Here is a 20,379-nt window from a genome sequence, read left to right on the forward strand (position 1 = left end):
CGATCCTACGGGCGATCGTGCCGGGTTTCGCGGCACCGGCGCTGTCGCGTCGGCCATGTCGCCGACGGTTCGGCTATCGCCGCGGCGCGGATTCGTTGTCGGCGGGCCGGATTCGGTAGAGCACGGCCAGCCCGGCGGCGGCGCCGATCGTGATGGTCAGCGCGACCCAGCCGGGAATGCTCTCGTCGACGGAGGTCGTGCCCGTCGGCCAGTGCCGCAGCCGGGTGGGAATGGACCACAGGATCGACGGCAGGTACAGCGCGCCGAGGCCGAGCACGGCGCTGGGCAGGTAGCCGACCCGCAGCGAACCGGCGGCGAAGCCCGCGACGGCGGTCAGCGCGAGCAGACCCGCCGTCCACGCGAACGCCCACGGAAACCGCTCGGCCACGGTGGCGAACAGGCAGATCACGGCCGCGCCGAGCAGCACGGCCCACGGGCTCGACCAGCGCAGCCCGGCCAGGATGGCGGCGGTGGCGACGAGCAGGACGAGCAGTAGATGCCAGCCGAGACTCGTCGCGTCGGCCAGCGAGTCGGCCGCGGCGCCCAGGCTGACCGCGATCAGCACGCCCGCGCCGTCGCGGCCGGGCAGCAGGGTGGCGGCGGCGAAGGCGGCGGCCAGGGTGACCACCACGGCCAGCGTGATCTGCCAGGTGTTGCCGTTCAGGTCGTCGAATTCGCGATCGAGCCAGTCGGTGGCGACCAGCAGCGTCAGCGCGAGCACGGTGGCGGCCACGATCGGGGTGATCGGCAGGTCGGCGGCGAGGCGGGGGATACCGGGCATCATGCCGTGCCGGTGCCGCAGGGTGTTCAGCGTCAGCAGGACGACCGCGGCGATCACCAGCCAGGCCGGGGTGTGCACCGACTTGCTGGCCGTGGCCGAGGTGTTCGAGCTGAACACGGCGACGACCTCGCCGTAGACGAACACCGTCACGACCCCGAGCAGGTAGCCGACCGCGGGCCAGCGCAAGCGCAGCGCGCAGATGCCGAGCGCGCCGAACAGCACGCCGCCGCAGAGCGAATCGATGTAGTTCTGTGTGGTGAGCACGTCGGTCGAGGTCATCGTCCGGCCGATGAAATAGTTGATCGCCAGGGCCAGCGCCCCGCAGGTGGCGGCCAGCCAGACCAGCCCGGGGCGGGTGATCGGCCGGGCCAGCACCGCCACGACGACGGCGACGATGAGCCCGAGCGCCGCCGCGCGCGGCACGCTGTTGATCAGGCTGGTGACCCGGTACGGCGAGTCGACCGACTCGGCGCCGAAGGTGAACGGCAGGAACAGCGACATTCCCGCCGCCGCGGCCCCGGCGAACGCCGTCACCGCGTCCAGACCATCCCGGATCTTGGGCACCTCTTCGACGATACCGGCGCAAACCGCCCTACCTGGGATATCACGATCGGATCGCCGGTACGGCTATGCCGCGGGCGCCGGCTCGTCCGACCGGATCCGGTACAGCAGCAGCAGCGCGGCCGCGCCGCCGATCGTGATGGCCAGCGCGACCCGGCCCGCCGTCGCTTCGGACACCGGGGCGGCGCCGGTCGGCCAGTTCCGCAGACCGGTGGGAATCGACCACAGGATCGACGGCAGGTACACCGCGCCGAGGCCGAGCACGGCGCTGGGCCCGTGGGCGACCCGGATCGAGCCGAACACGTACCCGGCGACCACGGCCAGCGCCAGCGCGCCTGCCGTCCAGGCGAACGTCCACGGCAGGCGGGCGGAGAACGTGACGAACACGCAGATGGCGGCGACAAAACACAGCGCGGCCCACGGCGAGGCCCACCGCTGCCCGGCCAGGATGCCCGCCGCCGCCGCGCCGAGCACGAGCACGATCTTCCAGCCCAGGCTCGGGCCGTCGATGACCGAGTCGCCCGCGGCCGCCAGGCTGACGGCGACCAGCACCCCCGCACCGTCGCGGCCGGGCAGCAGGGTGGCCGCGACGAACGCGGCGACGACCGTGACCGTCACCGCGAGCGCGATCCGCCAGAACCCCTGAGGTCCCTCGGCGAACTCCCGCTGCAGCCATTCGGTGGCCAGCAGCAGCGACAGCGACAGGACCGTCGCGGCCACGATCGGGATCATCGGCAGCTCGGCGGTGGCCGACGGCCCGGCGGGTGGCTTGATGGTGTGCCGGTGCCGGACGGTGTTCACGGCGAGCAGTACGACGGCGGCGATGATCAGCCCCGACGGACTGTGCACCGCCCGGTCCGTCGTCGTCAGCATGTTCTCGGTGACCAGCGCGATCACCTCGCCGTACACGAACACCACCACAGAGCCGAGCGCGAAACCGGCCGCGGCCCAGCGCAAGCGCAGCGAACACAGGCACAGGGCGCCGAAGATCACGCCGCCGAACAGCGCGTTCACATAGTTCTGGGTGGTGAGCACCTCGGCCGAGTCCATGGTGTGGCCGACGAAGTAGTTGAACCCCAGCGCCGCGGCGGCGCAGGCGGCGACCAGCCAGTCGAGTCCGGGCCGGATCAGCGCGGCGACGACGACGGCGACGATGAGTCCGAGGGTGGTCGCGCGGGGAACGCTGTTGGCCCACCCGGCGACCTGATAGGGGGTGTCGATCACCGTGCTGGAGCGGGAGGTGAACGGCACGAACAGCGCGATTCCCGCGATCGCGGCACCTGCGAACGCCGTGACCGCATCCACACCATCCCCGAACGTGGGCACAGTTCGACGATACTCGCCGAAAGGCCCGTCTAGCTGCGACGTTGTCGACGATTCGGGATCGGTCAGGCCCGGCTCTCGGCATACCGGCGCAGCGACTCGACCTGTTCGGGATCCAGCGACGGCCGCACGCTCGCCCGCGCGGTCGCGACGTCCTCGGCGGTGACGTCGGCGGCCGCCATATCGCGGCGCAGCGCCGAGAGCGCCGCCTCGCGCAGCAGGGCCGCGCAGTCGGCGGCCGAATAGCCGTCGAGGTCCTCGGCCAGGGCGGCCAGGTCGACGTCGGCCGCCAGCGGCACCGAGCGACCCGCGGTGCGCAGGATGTCGAGCCGGGCCGCGGCGTCGGGCGGCGGCACGAACACCAGCCGGTCCAGCCGTCCCGGCCGCAGCAGGGCGGGGTCGATCAGCTCGGGGCGGTTGGTCGCGCCGAGGACCACCACATCGCGCAGCGGTTCCACGCCGTCGAGTTCGGTGAGCAGCGCGGCGACCACCCGATCGGAGACCCCGGAGTCGCTGCTCTGCCCGCGCCGCGGCGCCAGCGCGTCCACCTCGTCGAGGAAGATCAGCGACGGCGCCGAATCGCGGGCGCGCTGGAACAGCTCGCGCACCGCCCGCTCGGAGGAGCCGACCCACTTGTCCATCAGCTCGGCGCCTTTCACCGCGTGCACGCTGAGCTGACCGGTCCCGGCCAGCGCCCGCACCAGGAAGGTCTTGCCGCAGCCGGGCGGACCGTAGAGCAGCACCCCGCGCGGCGGGTCGATGCCGAGCCGGGCGAAGGAATCGGGATGCCGCAGCGGCCACAGCACCGCCTCGGTGAGCGCCTGCTTGGTCTCCACCATGTCGCCGACGTCGTCGAGGTCGAGCGAGCCGATCGCCAATTCCTCGGTCCCCGAACGCGACAGCGGCCGGATGACGTCGAGCGCGCCGACCAGATCGTCCTGCGCGAGTTCGGGCTCGGTCTGCTCGCGACTGGCCCGCCCGGCCGCGCGCACCGCGGCCTCCCGGCACAGCGCGGCCAGGTCCGCGACCACGAAACCCGGTGTGCGCGAGGCGACCAGATCCAGGTCGAGCGTGCCGGCGGGCACCTTGCGCAGCAGCTGCTCGAGCAGCGCGCGCCGGACCACCGCCGTCGGCAGCGGCAGGGCGAGTTCGCGATCGCACAGGTCCGGCGCGCGCAGACGCGAATCCACCTGCGCCGGATGGGCGGTGGTGGCCAGCAGGGCGACACACGGCGCGCGCATCGCGGCGCGCAGCTGATCGAGGACGAGCGTGGCGACCGGCTCGGCTTCGGCGGGCAGCAGCGCGTCGATATCGGTGATCAGCAGGATGCCGCCCTGACCCGAGGCGACGTCACCGACGGCCTCGGCGACCTCGCGCAGCCTGCTGCCGCTCTCCATCGCGCCGACGCTGGGCCCGTCGAGTTCCACCACCCGGCGCGGCGCGGCGACCGCCCTGGCCAGCGTCGCCTTGCCGACCCCGGCCGGTCCGGTGACCAGCACACCCAGGTGTGCCGGTGCCCCCAGTGTTTTCAGCAGCTCTGGCTCGTCGAGGGCCAGGCTCAGCCACTCCGACAGCTTGGCCGCCTGCCCCTGCACCCCGGCCAGCTCCTCCACCTGGATCGGCGCGCTGCCCGAACTCACCGACACCACGTCCGCGGGCAGGCCGTTCTGGCCCGGATCGGCGTCGCGTTCCATCGCGTGCATGATCGCGGCCGGGCCCCGGCCCCAGCCGACGGCCGAATTGGGTTGCACGCTCACCGGTCCCGGCATCGGATCGATCGCGGTGACGGTGAGCAGCTCGGTGGTCCAGGCGATGCCGAAGGCGCGCGAGAGCGCCTGGGTCGCGGCCGCCGAGCTGATGTCGGGGCCGAGATCGCGCGGCAGCAGCGACACCGTGTCGCCCACCGTCACGACCTTGCCGAGCAGGGCCTGGCGCAGCGTGGCCGCCGGGATGCTGGCCGTCGCGTGCGCCGATCCGCTCAGCGAGATCTGCTTGGCGCCGTAGACCGTCACCGGCGCGACCGTCACCGCCGCGTTCTCCCGCAGCCCCACATTCGACAGCGTCACGTCGTCGAGCAGCGCCACGCCGGGCGGGGTGCCCGCCGGGGCCTTGGCCACCACCGCCGCCGTCCTGCGGGCGCCGGTCAGGCCGATGCCGTCCCATTCGCGCAGGCCGAGCGCGGTCAACGTCTCGGGGTGCAGGCGCACCACCCCGCGCCGGGCATCGGCCGCCGAAGGGTTGAGCCGGGCGGTCAGCGAGAGTTCAGCCACTGTGCCATTCTGCCGCGTCCCGGCGAATTCGCTCCGGCGATGAGCGATCCTTTGGCAGACCGCAAGGTCGAGGGGCGAAAGTGGCTGACATGACGAACCACCGCAACCAGCCGGTACGCTGCACCGGACGCGCCGGAGGTGCCGGCGCCGCGATCCACCGGGGAAAGCTGCAGATGAATCGAATCTCCCTCGTCGTCCTGGCTGCTGGGGCGTTGTGCTTGACGGTGGCCGGATGCGGTTCCGACGACACCGCCGACGCGAGCGGGCTGCGCAAGGGCACACCGACCTCGAGCGCGAGCGCGAGTGCCACCACCACGACCAAGGCGGGCGCGACGACGACGTCGAGCGCCGCACCCACCGCCGCCGCCACCGGCGCGAAGATCACCTGCGGTCAGTTCAAGGAACTCGACACCGACGGTGAGAAGCAGGCGATCGAGCAGATCCTGGCGGCCAACCCGGGCAGCCCCTTCGAGGGCAGCCCGAATGTGGCACTCGGTACCGCGAAGCTGGTCTGCCTCGCGCCGGGCAACGCCGACAAGACCGTCGCCGAGGCCGCCGGGATCACGCCGTAGCGCTGCTCAGTGGACCAGTGACTGCCAGTTCGCAGGCACCCGGTCGGCCGGTCCAGGCACGGACTGGCCGACCGGGTGACTGGTCGGCGCCGCGAGTTCGGGACCACCGCTGTACATCTCGCTGGTGGTGAAGTTGTAGAACCAGTCCTCGCCGGGCTCGTAGCTCTGCATGAACGGATGCCCGGTCGAGGCGAAGTGCTTCGACGCGTGCTGGCTGGGCGAGCTGTCACAGCAGCCGACGTGCCCACATTCGGCGCAGCGGCGCAGATGCACCCACCAGCCCCGCGCGGCGTCGCACTCCTGGCAACCGGCGCCACTCGGCGGGACGCTGGTATCGATACCTTCGAACTCTTCGGCCATCACTGATCTCCTGTGTTCGACGGGGTGCTGTCGTTGTCCGCCTGGGGATCGAGCGGCAGGCGGACGATGAAACGGGTGTCGCCCGGTTCGGATTCGACCCGGATGTCGCCGTTGTGCTTGTTGACCACGATCCGGAACGAGATGTCGAGGCCGAGTCCGGTGCCGTCACCGACCGGTTTGGTGGTGAAGAACGGCTCGAAGATCCGGCCCTTGGCCTCGGGCGCGATGCCGGGCCCGGTGTCGCCGATCTCGACGACGGCGCAATCGTTCTCCTTGTAGGTGCGCACCGTCAGGGTGCCGGCGCCGCCCATCGCGTAGACCGCGTTGTCGATCAGGTTGGTCCACACCTGGTTGAGTTCGGCGGCGAAGCAGGGGACCGGCGGCAGCGCGCGGTCGTAGTCCTTGACCACCTGGACGCCGTCGCCGAGCTTGCGGTTGAGCATCACCAGCGTGGAATCGAGCAGCTCGTGCAGGTCGACCACCTGGTAGGGCGCGCGGTCCATCTGCGAGTACTGCTTGGCCGCGCCGACCAGGGTGGAGATGCGGGCCGTCGAGTCGCCGATCTCGTTCATCAGCAGCTCGGTCTCGATGGTGTAGTTCAGCCAGCGGATCGCGCCCTCGAAGACCTGCGCCTGGCACGCCTCCAGGGTCGCGTGCACGCCCTCGAGCCAGTCGATGTCCAGGCCGGCCTGGACGAAGGTCGGCGCCAGGTTCCAGCCGTCGGCGATGCCGTGGTCGTCGAACCAGTCGGCGAGCGCATCCTCCCGGTCGGCGGCCTCCAGCGGTGACAGATCGGGGGCCTTGGCGACCCGCTCGGCCGCCTGTTCCTGCAGGTCGACCAGGTGCACCAGCGCCTCGGGCGGGAACTTGCCGGTGGCCATCATCTTGAGCTTGTGCCGCATGCCCGCGACGCGTTCGCGCAGGCCCGCGGTGGCCCGCACCGCGGCGGCGGCCGGGTTGTTGAGCTCGTGGGTGAGCCCGGCCGAGAGCGAACCGAGCGCGAGCAGCCGCTCCCGCTCGGCGATCCGCTGGCTGGACTTCTGCCCGCCGTAGAACGCGCCCTCGAGCAGGTGCACCGCCATCGGGAACCAGTCCTTGACCATCCGCGCGAAGTCGGCGGCCGCCAGCACCAGGAACCGGGAGCGCCGCTCGACGTACATCGAGCCCGCGTAGTCCTGGCTCACCTTGTCGCCGAGGTAAGCCATCCAGGCGCCCGCGTACACGCCGCGGTGGTCGGTGCGGTTGATCTCGATCTCGATGCCGCCGGACAGCTTCGTCAGCCGCACCGCGCCGTCGATCAGCACGTAGAAGCAGGTTGCCGGTTCGCCCTCGCGGTAGACCGGGCCCGGGTCGATGTACTCGATCCGGCCCGCCTCGCACAGCTGCGCGAGCTGGTCGTCGTCGAGCTTCTCGAACAGGAACAGGGTGCGCAGTTCGTTCGGATCGCAGATCAGCATGCTGTCGGTCATTCGCGCTGTCCTCTCATGCCAGATACCGGTGGACGAGCATGACCGCCATGGCGCCCTCACCGACCGCGGAGGCGACCCGCTTGGCCGATTCGGCGTGCACGTCCCCGGCAACGAAGACGCCGGGGACGCTGGTCTCCAGGTGATGCGGTGGCCGGGGCAGTTCCCAGCCCGGCGGGCGGGCGCCGTCGACCATCAGGTCGGGTCCGGCCACCACGTAGCCCGCGTTGTCGCGGGTGACGACGCCGTCGAGCCAGCCGGTCTGCGGCGCGGCGCCGATGAACAGGAACAACCGCTGCGCCTCGACCTTGTCCTCGGTGCCGTTGCGGTTGTCGCGCAGCACGATCCGCTCCAGGTGATCGTCGCCGTCGACGCCGACCACCTCGGTCTCGGTGTGCACCACGATGTTCGGGATCTGCGCGATCTGCTGGATCAGGTAGTGCGACATCGACTTCTCCAGCGCGTCGCCGCGGACCACGATGTGCACGCGACGGGCATTGCGGGACAGGAACACCGCGGCCTGCCCGGCGGAGTTGGCGCCGCCGACGATGTAGACGTCCTGCTCGGCGCACTCGGCCGCCTCGGTCATCGCCGAGCCGTAGTACACGCCGCGGCCGGTGAATTCGTCGACGCCGGGGGCCGGATGACGCCGGTAGTCGACGCCGGTCGCGATCAGCACCGTGTGCGCGCACAGCGTGCCGCCGTCGGCGAAGCGCACCGTGCGCGCCGATCCGTTGACCTCGAGCCCGACGACATCGCGAGTGGTGATGATCTCCGCGCCGAACTTGGTGGCCTGGCGCCGTGCCCGATCGGCCAGCTGCGCGCCGGACAAGCCGTCGGGAAAGCCCAGGTAGTTCTCGATCCGCGAACTCTGCCCGGCCTGCCCGCCGGTCGCGGTGCGTTCCACCAGCACCGTGCGCAGTCCCTCGGATGCGCCGTACACGGCGGCGCCGAGCCCGGCCGGGCCGCCGCCGACCACGATCAGGTCGTAGAAGTCACCGCTGGGTTGCACGGTCAGGCCGACGTTCTCGGCGAGTTCGCTGTCGCTGGGCTGGATCAGGGCGGTGCCCGCCGCGGTGATCACCACCGGACAGGCCAGCGGATCGGCGCCCGCCGCCTCGAGCAGCCGCGCGCCCTCCGGTTCGTCGACCGGGTACCAGCGATACGGCAGCTGGTTGCGCGCCAGGAACTCCCGCACCTGCGAGGAGCGCGGCGACCAGCGATCGCCGACCACCTTCGTCTCGTGCACCGGGCGCTGCTCGGCACTGCGCCAGGCGTCGAGCAGGCCGTCGAGCACCGGGTAGAGCTTCTCCTCCGGCGGGTCCCACGGCTTGAGCAGGTAGTGGTCTAGATCGATGACGTTGATCGCGTCGATCGCGGCGTTGGTGTCGGCGTAGGCGGTCAGCAGGACGCGGCGCGCGTAGGGATGCAGGTCCATCGCCTGCTCCAGGAATTCGATGCCGTCCATGCCCGGCATCCGGTAGTCGGCGATCAGCACCGCGACCGGCTGGCCGCGCAGTTTCATCTCCCGCAGCGCCTCGAGCGCCTGCGGTCCCGACTCGGCCCGCAGGATCCGGTAGTCCGCGCCGTAGCGGCGGCGCAGATCACGCACCACCGCCCGGGAGACCCCGGGATCGTCGTCGACGCTCAGAATGGCCGGTTTGGTTACCGCTGGAGTGCTCACCAGAGAAGTATCCCCCTCCGCGGCGGTGCCGCGCCGTCGCGCGCGGTCAGAGCTGGTTGTGCAGCACCAGATCCAGTTCGCTGGGGGTGAGCAGGCGTTCGAGGCGTTCGTCGCGTTTGCGGCGGGTGAGGGCGGCGCGCAGCACGGAGCCGTCCTCCGGCTCGATGGTCGGCAGCAGCGGGACGTCGTTGGTGTGCCTGCGTGGCAGGAAGGAGCGCATTTTCACGGCCGATCACCTCGGGTTGACGACGGGAACGCTGGGAGCTGAGCATCGTCGATCAGCAACGGCGATTAGCGAAGAGTTTGCCAGCATGTCCGAGTTGGTGCAAGCGGGACAGCGTGGACACGGCGAGCCCACCGCTCGGTGGCCTGCGCGGGGGCAGACCACCGTCGCGGTGGGCGAAGTTGCTGGTCGGGCTAGCGCCAGTCGGGCAGCGTGACAACCTGTGCGGCGTAGGACAGTCCGGCGCCGAAGGCGATCAGCAGGGCGGTGTCGCCCGGCTTCGACTCGCCCTTGCGTAGTAGCGCCTCCATGGCCAGCGGGATCGACGCTGCCGAGGTGTTGCCGGAGTCCTCGATGTCGTTGGCCAGCGCGCAGTCCGCGGGCAGGTGGAGCACCCTGGCCATGATCTCGATGATCCGGCCGTTGGCCTGGTGCGGGATCATCGCGTTGAGGTCCTCGGTGGTGAGGCTGGCCCGGTCGATCGCGTCCCGGCAGACCTTCTCCAGCGAGTGCGCCGCCCAGCGGAACACCGCGGTGCCCTCCATCGCGAGGTAGGGGCGCACCGCGTCGGTGCCCTTCTCGTCGATCTCGGCGAAGAACTCCATCCAGTCCTTGTTCTGCCGGATGGCGTGGTGCTGGGTGCCGTCCGAACCCCAGACGGTCGGGCCGATGCCCTGGTCCTCGGCCGGGCCGACGACGACCGCGCCCGCGCCGTCGGCGAACAGGAACGCCGTCGAGCGATCGGTGAAGTCGACCGTGTCGGTCAGCTTCTCCACGCCGATCACCAGCGCGTTCTTCGAGGTGCCCGCGCGCACGAGATCCGAGGCCAGCGCCAGGGCGTGACAGAACCCGGCGCACCCCGCCGAGATATCGAAGGCGGCGGCGCCGGTCATGCCGAGTTCGGTGGCGATCTGCGGTCCGATGGCCGGGGTGAGCAGCAGATGGGTCGACGTCGCGACGATGACGCAGTCGACCTCGTCGGCCGCCATGCCCGCCGCGGCCAGGGCGTCGCGCGAGGCGGCGACGCTCATGGTCTGGATGGTTTCCTCGGCCGAGGCGAAGCGCCGGGTCTTGATCCCCGATCTGGTGCGGATCCACTCGTCGCTCGAGTCGATCGGCCCCGCGACCTCGTCGTTCGTGACCACCCGGGCCGGGCGGTAGACGCCCAACCCGAGAATCGCGGTGTGCTCAGCCCCAGTCGTCTGGGCGATTCGAGCAGCCATGTTGCGTCTCCTATGTACCTGTCAACCTGCGGTCGCACCGCTGGGTGTACCCGAAGCATCGAAATCCGTCGCTCATCGCCCATGACTCCCGCGTGGACAACATGTGAACGGGCAGACATGAGGCTTCCTCATATTAGCGCGTTCGCTCGGCCGATTCGTGTCTTATGTCACAACTGGTCCGGGGTATACCTTGGAGACAAGGCGATTGCTCGCCGACCCATCGAGGGAACGAGGACACCATGCTTGGACTCGGGATAATCAGTTGGATCATCATCGGCGGCCTCGCCGGTTGGATTGCGAGCAAGTTCATGAAGACCGACGCGCAGCAGGGCATCCTGCTCAACATCGTCGTCGGCGTCGTCGGGGGTCTGCTCGGCGGATTCGTCCTCAGTCTCTTCGGCGTCGATGTCGAGGGGGCGGGCTGGATCTTCAGTTTCTTCACCTGTCTGGCGGGCGCCTGCGTCCTGCTGTTCCTGGTGAAGCTGTTCACAGGGCGTAAAGCGGCACACTGACCACGGGTGGATGCGGCGGGGTTCCCGTAAGGTGTGAACGCTTGCGTTGTCGTCACACCACGAAAGAGGGAGCCCGTGGCACGCCGCCCCACTCCGCCCGGCACGCCCGAAACCACCGGCGTCGGCCATGTCGTCGACCTGGTGCGGGCCGCTGTACCTCCGCTACACCCCGCCGGCCTGCCGTTCGTCGCGGCGCCGCTCGCGGTCGCGGTCGTCGGCGGACGGAACAAATGGGTGCGCCGGGCCGGTCTCGCCGCCGCTGCCGCCTGCGCCGCGTTCTTCCGGCATCCGCACCGGGTGCCGCCGAACCGGGCGGGCGTCGTCGTCGCGCCCGCCGACGGTGAGGTCGCCCTCGTCGACACCGCGGTGCCGCCCGCCGAGCTCGGCCTGGGCGATCAGCCGCTGCCGCGCGTCAGCATCTTCCTGTCGGTCCTCGATGTGCACGTGCAGCGCGTCCCGGTGTCCGGGACCGTGCGCGAGGTGCTGCATCAGCCGGGCAAGTTCCTCTCGGCCGACCTGCCCGAGGCCAGCGACGCCAACGAGCGCAACAGCATGGTGATCGACACCGCCGACGGCAAGCAGGTCGTGGTCGTGCAGATCGCCGGTCTGCTCGCGCGGCGCATCGTCTGCGACGCGCGCGCGGGCGACGTGCTCACCATCGGCGACACCTACGGCCTGATCCGGTTCGGCTCGCGGGTCGACACGTACTTCCCGGTGGGCACCGAATTGCTGGTCGCCCCCGGCCAGCGCACGATCGGGGCCGAAACAGTCCTGGCTGTGCTGGGATGATCGAACAGGCCGCCCGCCGCAAGCGCCCGCGCTCGGTGCGGTTGCTGCCGAGCGTCGTCACCATCCTCGCGCTGTGCGCCGGCCTGTCCGCGGTGAAATTCGGGCTCGACGGCGAGCTGGACGTGGCGCTGGCCATGGTCGGCGCCGCCGCCGTGCTCGACACCCTCGACGGCAGGCTGGCCAGGATGCTCGACGCGACCAGCAAGATGGGCGCCGAACTGGACTCGCTCTCCGACGCGATCTCCTTCGGTGTGGCGCCCGCGCTGGTCCTCTATGTCACCCTGCTCGACGGCTACAGCGCGGGCTGGATCGTCGCCCTGCTGTACGCGGTGAGCCTGGTGCTGCGCCTGGCCCGCTTCAACACCCTGCTCGACGACGATTCCCGCCCGAACTGGGCGCGTGAGTACTTCGTCGGCGTGCCCGCGCCGGCGGGCGCGCTGATCGCCCTGGTCCCGATCGCGCTGAAGGTGCAGTTCGGGGACGGCTGGTGGGACGGCTTCGCCTTCGTCGCCGCGTGGACGATCTTCGCCGCGCTGCTGTGCGTGAGCACCATCCCGACGCTGGCGATGAAGTCGGTCTCGGTCGCCCCGCAGGCGGCCGCGGGTCTGCTGGTGCTGGTGGCGCTGGCCGCCGCCCTGCTGGTGACCTACCCGATCGTGCTGCTGCTCATCCTGGTCGGCCTCTACCTGGCGCACATCCCGTTCGCCTGGCGCTCGGCGCGCTGGGTCGCGGCGCGGCCGGAGACCTGGCAGCACAAGCCGTCCGAGCGGCGGGCTCAGCGGCGCGCGCAGAGCCGGATCCCGCAGATCCGGCGTCCGGCGATCCGCGGGTCGGCCCGGTTGCGGTTGCGTCGTCCGCGGGACTGAGTTTCGGCGGCCCGCGGGCCGCGAGGTTGTCGGCTGTCGGCGCGGTATCCGGGGAGCGGGATACCGCGCCGAATCCGGCATCGGTGGGTGCGTCGCCACGGCGGCGGAGATGAAGGGGGAAGCGTGGATTCCGACGAGGTCGAGGAGTTCCTCGGGCACCGGGCGCGATTGTTCGCGCTCGCGTATCGCATGTTCGGCGCCGCCGGTGAGGCCGAGGACGTGGTGCAGGAGGTGTATCTGCGCTGGGCCGCCGCCGACCGCGCCGAGATCGGCAACACCGAAGCCTGGCTGACCACCGTCACGGTCAATCTCTGCCGCACCGCGCTGGTCTCCGCCCGCGCCCGCCGCGAGACCTACGTCGGCCCGTGGCTGCCCGAACCCGTCCCGACCGGTCGCGGCGTCCTCGGCCCACTGGAGACGGTCGAGGCCCGCGAGTCGATCTCGCTGGCCCTGCTCACCGCGATGGAACGGCTCAGCCCGGTCGAGCGCGCGGTCTTCGTGCTGCGCGAAGCGTTCGGCTACCCGCACGCCGAGATCGCCGCGATGCTCGACCTCACCGAGGCCAACTCCCAGCAGATCCTGCACCGCGCGAGCGGGCGGGTGCGCACGGGCAAGCAGCGCTTCGCCGTGCCACCCGCGCACGCCCGCACGCTGATCGACCGGTTCCTGCTCGCCGCGTCGACCGGTGACGTCACCGCCCTGCGCGCGCTGCTCGCCGACGACGTGGTCTCCACCGCCGACGGCGGCGGCAAGATCACCGCGGCCCGGCGCCCGGTGCACGGCGGCGATCCGGTCGCGCGCTACCTCGTCGGCCTGAACAAGTTCCTCACCCCGGCGAGCTCGTTCTCGGTCGACGAGATCAACGGCGAACCCGCGCTGGTGGTGCGCGCGGACGGGGTCGTCGCGAGCTCGGTCATGCTCTTCGAGCTCGACGCCGACGGCCGGGTCGACGCGATCCGCATCGTCGTCAATCCCGACAAGCTGGGCTTTCTGGTCGCTGCCGAGGCGTGACCCGGATCACGTCCTCGACCTGTCAGGAAATCGCGGGCTGTCCGGTCTGGAGGGTGTCGGCATTGTCGAGAGGAGCCACACCATGACCGGGCAGCAGCAGCGAATCGTCGTCCTCGGCGCGGGCTACGCGGGACTCAGCGCGGCCCGCCGCTTGGCGCGCAAGGCACGCGACACCACGATCACGGTGGTCGATACGCGCGCGGAGTTCGTCGAACGGGTGCGGCTGCACCAGGCGGCCGCCGGCCAGTCGATCGGGCGCTGGGACCTGCGGGAGTTGCTGGAGCGCAAGGGTGTCGAGTTCGTGCGGGCGCGGGTCACCGCCCTGGATCCGGACGCGAAGCGGGTGTGGCTCGACGGTGAATGGTCGATGGGCTACGACACCCTCGTCTACGCCCTCGGCAGTGCCGCCGACCGCACGAGCGTGCCGGGCGTCGCCGAATACGCGCACTCCGTCGCCACGCCCGAGGATCTGCGGGCACTGCCCGCCGGTCCGGTGATCGTCGTCGGTGCGGGCTCGACCGGCATCGAGCTGGCGGCCGAACTGGCGGAGTCGCAGCGGGATTCGCGGGTCACGCTGCTGGGCTCGGAGGAGCCGGGCAGCTGGCTGTCGGCCGCGGCCGCCGAGCACATCCGCACCACGCTGACCGGGCTCGGCGTGCAGGTCCGGTCCGGCGTCAAGGTCGCCGAGGTGCTGTCCGACGGTGTCCGCCTGGTGGACGGCACCGTGCTGTCCGCGGCGGCCGTCGTCTGGACCGCCGGTTTCACCGTGCCCGACCTGGCCCGCCGTGCGGGCCTCACCGTCGACGAACAGGGCCGCATCCGCACCGACGCGACCCTGCGCTCGATCTCCCACCCCGACGTCTACGCCGCGGGCGACGCCGCGCTGATCGACGGCCCCGGCGACCGTCCCCTCCGGATGGCCTGCGCGACCGCCCTGCCCGCGGGCTCCTATGTCGCCACGGCGATCGTCGCCAGGGCGGGCGGCGCCGAGCCGAAACCGATGACCTTCCGCTACCAGTTGCAGTGCATCAGCCTGGGCCGCCACGATGCCGTCATCCAGTTCCTCAACGCCGACGACAGCCCGGCGAACCGTGTCGTTTGTGGACGCGCCGGTGCCTGGGTCAAGGAGCGGATCGTCCGCATCGCGGGCCGAGCGGCCGGCCTGCGCTGAGCGACGGGGGCGGAGCCGTTCGTCCGCCCCCAGCCGCTCGCTACCCGCGCGGGCCGAGGGCGGCGGGGTTTCTCCTGAGCGCTCCGACGAGTGACCCGATCCAGGGGACGACAGCGAGCACGCCGAGCACGATCAGCCACGGCACCCGCCACCACCAGCGCAGATCCAGCTCGCCCGCAGCTGGTTCCGTGGTGAATGGTCGAGCGGTCGACGACCACACCACGAACGCGTCCCCGATCGGCACCAGCCCGAAGGCGTACCGCTTGGAGCCGGGCAGATCCACCGGCAGCCCCAGCAGTTCGCCTTCGGCGCCGAGCGCGGCGGCCAGCTCGTGGTCACCGTTGACCCGGGCGGCCCCGAGCCCGACCACCGTGGCGGACAGGCTGATCCCGGCGACCAGCGGCCCCGAATCGACATCGCCCGGCTTGTCCACGCCGCGCGGGTACTCGCGCAGCGCGGGTCCGAAACCACCAGGGTAGGTGAGGAATTGGTCGCGGAACAGGCGGTATTGGTCGCGGGCGAAGTCGGCGTCGAGTTCCGGCAGGAACCGCAGGATCACCGTCTGCGAGGTGGCCCGCGCACCGTCGAGCTGGGTTCCGTCCGGCGTGACGTCGTGCGGCAGCAGGCCGGTGGCCGGATCGAGGTGTGCCCGCGCCGAGTCCAGCCACCGGGTGGTCACCGCGCCGAATCGCTCGCCGAACAGCCTGTCGTGCAACCGCAGCGACGCGACCGCCACGGTGGAATCGACCGGCCACGCCTGCCCGTGATAGGCCTGCAGGAACGGTGTCTCCGACGCCGCGAACGCCGCCGCGATCTCGGCACTGTGCGCTTCGAACCGCTGCACCTCGGCGGGATCGCCGGCATCGAGCGACAGGATCGCCCCGCGCAACCAGTTGGTCCACCCCGCCCAGAACACCCCGTACGCGGGCCGCAGTGCCGGGCTGAACACCGCCCGCCCGTCGGCCGACTCCACTCGTTGCAGCGCCCAGCGGGATTCGCGCAACGCCTGCTCGCGCAGAGCCGGATCGGTGCGCGCGGCCTGCACCCACGACAGCCCGTAGAGCGCGTTCAGGAAGAAGTGCCCCTCCGGAAACTGGCGCTGCGCGGCGACATCCGCCCCGTCGTCGAGCGCGTCCCGGAGGAACGCCAGCTGACGCTCGGCCGACCCGGGCTGCGCGTCGATGCCCGGCTGCGGCCACAGGAACCGGCCGAGGCCGATCACACAGGCCAGTGTCACGACGATCCCCACGATGCGCAGCGCCCACCGGGCCGTGCGCCGAAATCTCCCCATGCGGACATGGTGCCATCGACATGTCGTCAACCAATGGTTGACGAGAGCGAATCGTCAACTTAGAGTTGACGCATGAGCACTTCGAACATTCGCCTCGACGACCTGATCGACGGCATCAAGAAGGCCCGTCCCGACAACGTTCTCGACCAGCTCTCCGACGCCGTGGTGGCCGCCGGCCATCTCGGCGAGGTGGCCGACCACCTCATCGGCCACTTCGTCGACCAGGCCCGCCGCTCCGGCGCCTCGTGGACCGACATCGGCGTCAGCATGGGCGTCAGCAAGCAGGCCGCCCAGAAGCGCTTCGTCCCCAAGCAGCCCGGTGACGCGGCGGCCATGGACCCGCAGGCCGGGTTCGCCAAGTTCACCGACCGGGCGCGGCAGGTCGTGGTCGGCTCCCAGGAATCGGCCAGGTCTGCGGGCAACAACCAGATCACCCTCGGTCATCTCATTCTCGGGCTGATCGATCAGTCCGAGGGGCTGGCGGCCAAGGAGATCGTGGCCAGGGGCGTGAGTTTGGACGCGGTCCGCGCGGCGGCCCTCGCCGCGCTGCCGCCCGCGACCGACGACATCCCCGCGCTCATCCCGTTCGACGGTGACGCCAAGAAGGCGCTGGAGCTGACCTTTCGCGAAGCGCTGCGCCTCGGTCACAACTACATCGGCACCGAGCACATCCTGCTCGCGCTGCTCGAGCAGGAGAACGGCACGGGCGTGCTCAGCGGCCTCGGCCTGGACAAGGCTGTGGTAGAAGCCGAGCTCGTCGAGCTGCTGAACCAGTTCCTGGCCGCGGCGGAGTACGAGTCCTGAGGCGGCGGACGCGCCCGGCGCGGTCCTCCCGTCGGGCGCGACCTTGCACTCTCACTACCCGAGTGCTAAAAATGGCTTTGGCACTCACGTCTGTTGAGTGCCAGGTCGGGACGGTGAGATCGGGATCCATCGACACCCTCGGTCGTCCGTCGCGGGCACCGCACCTGGCCAGCGTACTTTGGGGCGATCCAACCTGTGGTCGTCTCGTGTGTCAGCCATAGACATGTGGAGGATCTCAACGCAATGGCCAAGACAATTGCGTACGACGAAGAGGCCCGTCGCGGTCTCGAGCGGGGTCTGAACGCCCTCGCCGACGCTGTCAAGGTGACGCTGGGCCCGAAGGGTCGCAACGTCGTGCTCGAGAAGAAGTGGGGCGCCCCCACGATCACCAACGATGGTGTGTCCATCGCCAAGGAGATCGACCTCGAGGACCCGTACGAGAAGATCGGCGCCGAGCTGGTCAAGGAAGTCGCCAAGAAGACGGATGACGTCGCCGGCGACGGTACGACCACCGCCACCGTGCTCGCCCAGGCGCTCGTGCGTGAGGGCCTGCGCAACGTCGCGGCCGGCGCCAACCCGCTGGGCCTGAAGCGCGGCATCGAGAAGGCCGTCGAGGCCGTCACCGCCAAGCTGCTCGACACCGCCAAGGAGGTCGAGACCAAGGAGCAGATCGCTGCCACCGCCGGTATCTCGGCCGGCGACGCGTCCATCGGTGAGCTCATCGCCGAGGCCATGGACAAGGTCGGCAAGGAAGGCGTCATCACCGTCGAGGAGAGCAACACCTTCGGTCTCCAGCTGGAGCTCACCGAGGGCATGCGCTTCGACAAGGGCTACATCTCCGGTTACTTCGTGACCGACCCCGAGCGTCAGGAAGCGGTCCTCGAGGACCCGTACATCCTGCTGGTGTCGTCGAAGATCTCGACCGTCAAGGACCTGCTGCCGCTGCTGGAGAAGGTCATCCAGGCCGGCAAGCCGCTGCTGATCATCGCCGAGGACGTCGAGGGCGAGGCCCTGTCGACCCTGGTCGTGAACAAGATCCGTGGCACCTTCAAGTCCGTCGCCGTCAAGGCCCCGGGCTTCGGTGACCGTCGCAAGGCACAGCTCGCCGACATCGCCATCCTGACCGGTGGCGAGGTCATCAGCGAAGAGGTCGGCCTCTCCCTGGAGACCGCCGGTCTGGAGCTGCTGGGCCAGGCCCGCAAGGTCGTCGTCACCAAGGACGAGACCACCATCGTCGAGGGCGCGGGCGACGCGGAGGCCATCAAGGGCCGCGTGGCGCAGATCCGCACCGAGATCGAGAACTCGGACTCGGACTACGACCGTGAGAAGCTGCAGGAGCGCCTGGCCAAGCTGGCCGGCGGTGTCGCGGTGATCAAGGCCGGTGCCGCCACCGAGGTCGAGCTCAAGGAGCGCAAGCACCGCATCGAAGATGCCGTGCGCAACGCCAAGGCTGCCGTCGAAGAGGGCATCGTCGCCGGTGGTGGCGTGGCCCTGCTCCAGGCCGCCCCCGCGCTGGACGGCTTCAGCGGCCTGTCGGCCGACGAGGCCACCGGTGTCAACATCGTGCGTGTCGCGCTGTCGGCCCCGCTGAAGCAGATCGCCTTCAACGCCGGCCTCGAGCCCGGCGTCGTCGCCGAGAAGGTCTCCAACCTCCCCGAGGGCGAAGGCCTGAACGCCGACTCCGGCGTCTACGAGAACCTGCTGGCCGCCGGCGTTGCCGACCCGGTCAAGGTCACCCGTTCGGCCCTGCAGAACGCGGCCTCCATCGCGGCCCTGTTCCTCACCACCGAGGCCGTCGTCGCCGACAAGCCGGAGAAGGCCGCCCCCGCGGGCGACCCCACCGGCGGCATGGGCGGCATGGACTTCTGATCCCCCCGGATCCGTAGTTCCCGCAAGTCACCGAAGGCCGGTCCACTCCCGAGTGAACCGGCCTTCGGCCTGTCCCGACCTCACCCCACCGGGTCGGCTAGCCTCGGAGGTGTGGGGGAGATGAAGCCGACGATCATCCGTACGGTCCGCAAGTACTGGGTGTTCTGCGTCCTGATGGGGATCATCTGCGGCTGGTTCATCGTGTCGGGCCTGTTCGGCCTGCGCAACGACGTGGTCACCTGCCACACCTGGAACGTCTTCGTCCTGGACTTCTCCAGCTACGACATGAACCCCGGCGACGGCTGCTCGATGTCGAAATCCGGTGCGAACTACTCCGACGTGAAGTTCTTCAACAATGTGATCGACGGAGTCAAGGTCGCGATCGGCGCAGTCCTGCTGTGGGCAGGCTGCTCAGCGCTGATCGACCTGGCGAAGAAGGACTCGACTAGGTGATCCCGTGGTGCGGTGAAGCCCTCACCCCACCGGGGTCAGTCGTCGTACAGCAGATGTTCGGCGCGAACAGGCAGTGCTGCGAGCTCGGCAAGGGACATGCGATCGATCGCTCGATGCAGACGTTGCCGTAGCCGTTCGACATCTCCGCCCTGCCGCGTGGTCTCAGGCCTCGGGACTGGCCCTCGGGAGATGACCTGCGGCGGAGTCGGCGATGACGTCGTGGTGGCCGTCCGAGCGCTGACGGCGTTGGTCTGTCGGTTGTCCAGCAAGTGCGTGAGTGGAATGCTCTGCTCGGCAGCCCAGTTGGAAAGGTGCTCGAAAACGTTGTGTTGCAGAGCTGCCCGCCACTGAGTGTTCAGTCCCAGCCTGGTCAACTCGCGGCGGAACTCACCTTTCGGTGCCGACGAAGCCAGCGACTTCGCCAGTTCCGATCGCGCAGGTTCGGGCAGAGTGTTCGTCCACTCTCGCATCCAAGCCACCTGTTGGTCGAGACCGACCGCAGGGATCTCGATGAAGCGCTCTGCTGAGGACTCCCAGGCAGGCTTGCCGTCCACGGTCGGAAACATGAAGGCGTGCTGACCTTCTCGATCCCAGAGTCGTCGAAGTCCAGTACGCCAATCGACGAATACCGACCACACATCGGACTTGATCATGCGGTTGCCCGACGCATCGGATGTGGTCCCCGCCGTGCTGCTGGGCTCGGCAGGCCTGGTCATGGCCGCTACCTGATCCAGGGCCTCGGATGTCTCCCCGGGAAGGCCGACAAGGTTGTGGCCGTTGGAAAGTCGGCGAACCTGCACGCACCCGGCCCGCTCGGCTGCAAAGATGAAATCACGAAACGTATCAAATCCGTACTTTTGCTCGGAGAAACCTTCGACCGCGTCCTGCATAGCTGGCTTCAAGCCCGCGGTTGTGGTGATGCGGCCGAGTTCGCGCCACTCGGAGATGATGTTCTGCAGTGCCTGGAAAGCAACCTGCGGATCAGCGGCGGTCATGACATCTGCCTCCAGATACGAAGATAGCCCCAGGTGAACGGGGCTATCTGCTGGAACATATGTCGTCGACTCGCCCTGGCACGGCTCCTTCGACTTCTGCGGCAGGCCGATTCAATCGAATCCCGTAGGAGGTGACTCCTTGCAGCGTTGCGGCG

The 20,379-nt window shown here is 70.0% G+C and carries 19 protein-coding genes; 9 read left to right on the top strand and 10 right to left on the bottom strand.

Going from position 1 to position 20,379, the window contains the following annotated elements:
- Positions 1–73: 73 nt before the first annotated feature.
- The 3 genes from AB0H54_RS02965 to AB0H54_RS02975 form a co-directional block, all read right to left on the bottom strand.
- On the bottom strand, positions 74–1,345 hold the full coding sequence (locus AB0H54_RS02965; RefSeq protein ID WP_357342360.1) for a hypothetical protein: 1,272 nt from the start codon (positions 1,343–1,345) through the stop codon (positions 74–76).
- A gap of 63 nt (positions 1,346–1,408) precedes the next feature.
- Positions 1,409–2,668 carry a hypothetical protein gene (locus AB0H54_RS02970; protein WP_357342361.1) on the bottom strand — a complete coding sequence of 420 codons (1,260 nt, stop codon included), beginning with the start codon at positions 2,666–2,668 and terminating at the stop codon, positions 1,409–1,411.
- Positions 2,669–2,730: 62 nt separating this feature from the next.
- The gene (locus tag AB0H54_RS02975) at positions 2,731–4,935 is read right to left on the bottom strand and encodes an AAA family ATPase (RefSeq protein ID WP_357342363.1); all 2,205 of its coding nucleotides are present in this window, start codon (positions 4,933–4,935) and stop codon (positions 2,731–2,733) included.
- Between the two features lie 173 nt (positions 4,936–5,108).
- Here AB0H54_RS02975 and AB0H54_RS02980 point away from each other — a divergent pair, with 173 nt between their 5' ends.
- A complete protein-coding gene (locus AB0H54_RS02980; protein ID WP_357342364.1) occupies positions 5,109–5,507 on the top strand; it encodes a hypothetical protein in 399 nt (132 codons plus the stop codon).
- A 6-nt stretch (positions 5,508–5,513) separates the two neighbouring features.
- On the opposite strand, the gene AB0H54_RS02985 is transcribed toward AB0H54_RS02980, so the two are convergent.
- The 5 genes from AB0H54_RS02985 to AB0H54_RS03005 form a co-directional block, all read right to left on the bottom strand.
- Positions 5,514–5,867: a UBP-type zinc finger domain-containing protein gene (locus AB0H54_RS02985; RefSeq protein WP_357342366.1), complete on the bottom strand. Its 354-nt coding sequence runs from the start codon at positions 5,865–5,867 to the stop codon at positions 5,514–5,516.
- A complete protein-coding gene (locus AB0H54_RS02990; RefSeq protein ID WP_357342367.1) occupies positions 5,867–7,336 on the bottom strand; it encodes an ATP-binding protein in 1,470 nt (489 codons plus the stop codon). The genes AB0H54_RS02985 and AB0H54_RS02990 overlap by 1 nt, the downstream gene beginning before the upstream one ends.
- A 13-nt stretch (positions 7,337–7,349) precedes the next feature.
- Positions 7,350–9,017: an FAD-dependent oxidoreductase gene (locus AB0H54_RS02995; RefSeq protein WP_357342369.1), complete on the bottom strand. Its 1,668-nt coding sequence runs from the start codon at positions 9,015–9,017 to the stop codon at positions 7,350–7,352.
- A 46-nt stretch (positions 9,018–9,063) separates the two neighbouring features.
- Positions 9,064–9,243 carry a hypothetical protein gene (locus AB0H54_RS03000; protein ID WP_357342370.1) on the bottom strand — a complete coding sequence of 60 codons (180 nt, stop codon included), beginning with the start codon at positions 9,241–9,243 and terminating at the stop codon, positions 9,064–9,066.
- Positions 9,244–9,434: 191 nt separating this feature from the next.
- Positions 9,435–10,463: a beta-ketoacyl-ACP synthase III gene (locus AB0H54_RS03005; RefSeq protein ID WP_357342371.1), complete on the bottom strand. Its 1,029-nt coding sequence runs from the start codon at positions 10,461–10,463 to the stop codon at positions 9,435–9,437.
- 239 nt (positions 10,464–10,702) lie between these two features.
- On the opposite strand from AB0H54_RS03005, the gene AB0H54_RS03010 reads away from it, so the two are divergent.
- The 5 genes from AB0H54_RS03010 to AB0H54_RS03030 all read left to right on the top strand — a co-directional run bounded on the left by AB0H54_RS03010 (position 10,703) and on the right by AB0H54_RS03030 (position 14,812).
- Complete coding sequence (locus AB0H54_RS03010) at positions 10,703–10,975, top strand: GlsB/YeaQ/YmgE family stress response membrane protein (RefSeq protein WP_355274349.1); 273 nt, start codon at positions 10,703–10,705, stop codon at positions 10,973–10,975.
- Positions 10,976–11,050: 75 nt separating this feature from the next.
- Positions 11,051–11,764: a phosphatidylserine decarboxylase gene (locus AB0H54_RS03015; RefSeq protein WP_355274346.1), complete on the top strand. Its 714-nt coding sequence runs from the start codon at positions 11,051–11,053 to the stop codon at positions 11,762–11,764.
- Positions 11,761–12,630: a phosphatidylcholine/phosphatidylserine synthase gene (locus AB0H54_RS03020; protein WP_355274344.1), complete on the top strand. Its 870-nt coding sequence runs from the start codon at positions 11,761–11,763 to the stop codon at positions 12,628–12,630. Before AB0H54_RS03015 ends, AB0H54_RS03020 begins: the two co-directional genes overlap by 4 nt.
- A gap of 123 nt (positions 12,631–12,753) precedes the next feature.
- Positions 12,754–13,641, top strand: coding sequence for an RNA polymerase sigma-70 factor (locus AB0H54_RS03025; protein ID WP_357342373.1), 888 nt, complete (start codon positions 12,754–12,756; stop codon positions 13,639–13,641).
- A gap of 82 nt (positions 13,642–13,723) precedes the next feature.
- Entirely contained in the window at positions 13,724–14,812 is a 1,089-nt protein-coding gene (locus AB0H54_RS03030; protein WP_357342374.1) for an FAD-dependent oxidoreductase, read from the top strand.
- Positions 14,813–14,852: 40 nt separating this feature from the next.
- Here AB0H54_RS03030 and AB0H54_RS03035 read toward each other — a convergent pair whose 3' ends face one another.
- Positions 14,853–16,103 carry a hypothetical protein gene (locus AB0H54_RS03035; protein ID WP_357342376.1) on the bottom strand — a complete coding sequence of 417 codons (1,251 nt, stop codon included), beginning with the start codon at positions 16,101–16,103 and terminating at the stop codon, positions 14,853–14,855.
- Positions 16,104–16,175: 72 nt separating this feature from the next.
- Here AB0H54_RS03035 and AB0H54_RS03040 point away from each other — a divergent pair, with 72 nt between their 5' ends.
- The 3 genes from AB0H54_RS03040 to AB0H54_RS03050 all read left to right on the top strand — a co-directional run bounded on the left by AB0H54_RS03040 (position 16,176) and on the right by AB0H54_RS03050 (position 19,229).
- Entirely contained in the window at positions 16,176–16,907 is a 732-nt protein-coding gene (locus AB0H54_RS03040; protein WP_355274333.1) for a Clp protease N-terminal domain-containing protein, read from the top strand.
- Between the two features lie 243 nt (positions 16,908–17,150).
- The gene (gene groL, locus AB0H54_RS03045) at positions 17,151–18,776 is read left to right on the top strand and encodes a chaperonin GroEL (protein ID WP_355274330.1); all 1,626 of its coding nucleotides are present in this window, start codon (positions 17,151–17,153) and stop codon (positions 18,774–18,776) included.
- Between the two features lie 120 nt (positions 18,777–18,896).
- Positions 18,897–19,229, top strand: a complete 333-nt coding sequence (locus AB0H54_RS03050; protein WP_357342377.1) for a hypothetical protein — start codon at positions 18,897–18,899, stop codon at positions 19,227–19,229.
- Positions 19,230–19,264: 35 nt separating this feature from the next.
- Here AB0H54_RS03050 and AB0H54_RS03055 read toward each other — a convergent pair whose 3' ends face one another.
- Positions 19,265–20,224 (bottom strand): hypothetical protein, encoded by a 960-nt coding sequence (locus AB0H54_RS03055; protein WP_357342378.1) that lies wholly within the window; start codon positions 20,222–20,224, stop codon positions 19,265–19,267.
- Positions 20,225–20,379 lie beyond the last annotated feature (155 nt).

The sequence above is a fragment of the Nocardia sp. NPDC050718 genome (assembly GCF_040654235.1).
Classification (GTDB): Bacteria; Actinomycetota; Actinomycetes; order Mycobacteriales; family Mycobacteriaceae; genus Nocardia.

Coding starts and splice junctions, on each gene's coding strand:
- AB0H54_RS02980 (WP_357342364.1), top strand. CDS start 5,109: ATGAATCGAATCTCCCTCGTCGTCCTGGCTGCTGGGGCGTTGTGCTTG.
- AB0H54_RS02985 (WP_357342366.1), bottom strand. CDS start 5,867: ATGGCCGAAGAGTTCGAAGGTATCGATACCAGCGTCCCGCCGAGTGGC.
- AB0H54_RS02990 (WP_357342367.1), bottom strand. CDS start 7,336: ATGACCGACAGCATGCTGATCTGCGATCCGAACGAACTGCGCACCCTG.
- AB0H54_RS03005 (WP_357342371.1), bottom strand. CDS start 10,463: ATGGCTGCTCGAATCGCCCAGACGACTGGGGCTGAGCACACCGCGATT.
- AB0H54_RS03010 (WP_355274349.1), top strand. CDS start 10,703: ATGCTTGGACTCGGGATAATCAGTTGGATCATCATCGGCGGCCTCGCC.
- AB0H54_RS03020 (WP_355274344.1), top strand. CDS start 11,761: ATGATCGAACAGGCCGCCCGCCGCAAGCGCCCGCGCTCGGTGCGGTTG.
- AB0H54_RS03030 (WP_357342374.1), top strand. CDS start 13,724: ATGACCGGGCAGCAGCAGCGAATCGTCGTCCTCGGCGCGGGCTACGCG.
- AB0H54_RS03035 (WP_357342376.1), bottom strand. CDS start 16,103: ATGGGGAGATTTCGGCGCACGGCCCGGTGGGCGCTGCGCATCGTGGGG.
- AB0H54_RS03040 (WP_355274333.1), top strand. CDS start 16,176: ATGAGCACTTCGAACATTCGCCTCGACGACCTGATCGACGGCATCAAG.
- groL (WP_355274330.1), top strand. CDS start 17,151: ATGGCCAAGACAATTGCGTACGACGAAGAGGCCCGTCGCGGTCTCGAG.
- AB0H54_RS03050 (WP_357342377.1), top strand. CDS start 18,897: ATGAAGCCGACGATCATCCGTACGGTCCGCAAGTACTGGGTGTTCTGC.
- AB0H54_RS03055 (WP_357342378.1), bottom strand. CDS start 20,224: ATGACCGCCGCTGATCCGCAGGTTGCTTTCCAGGCACTGCAGAACATC.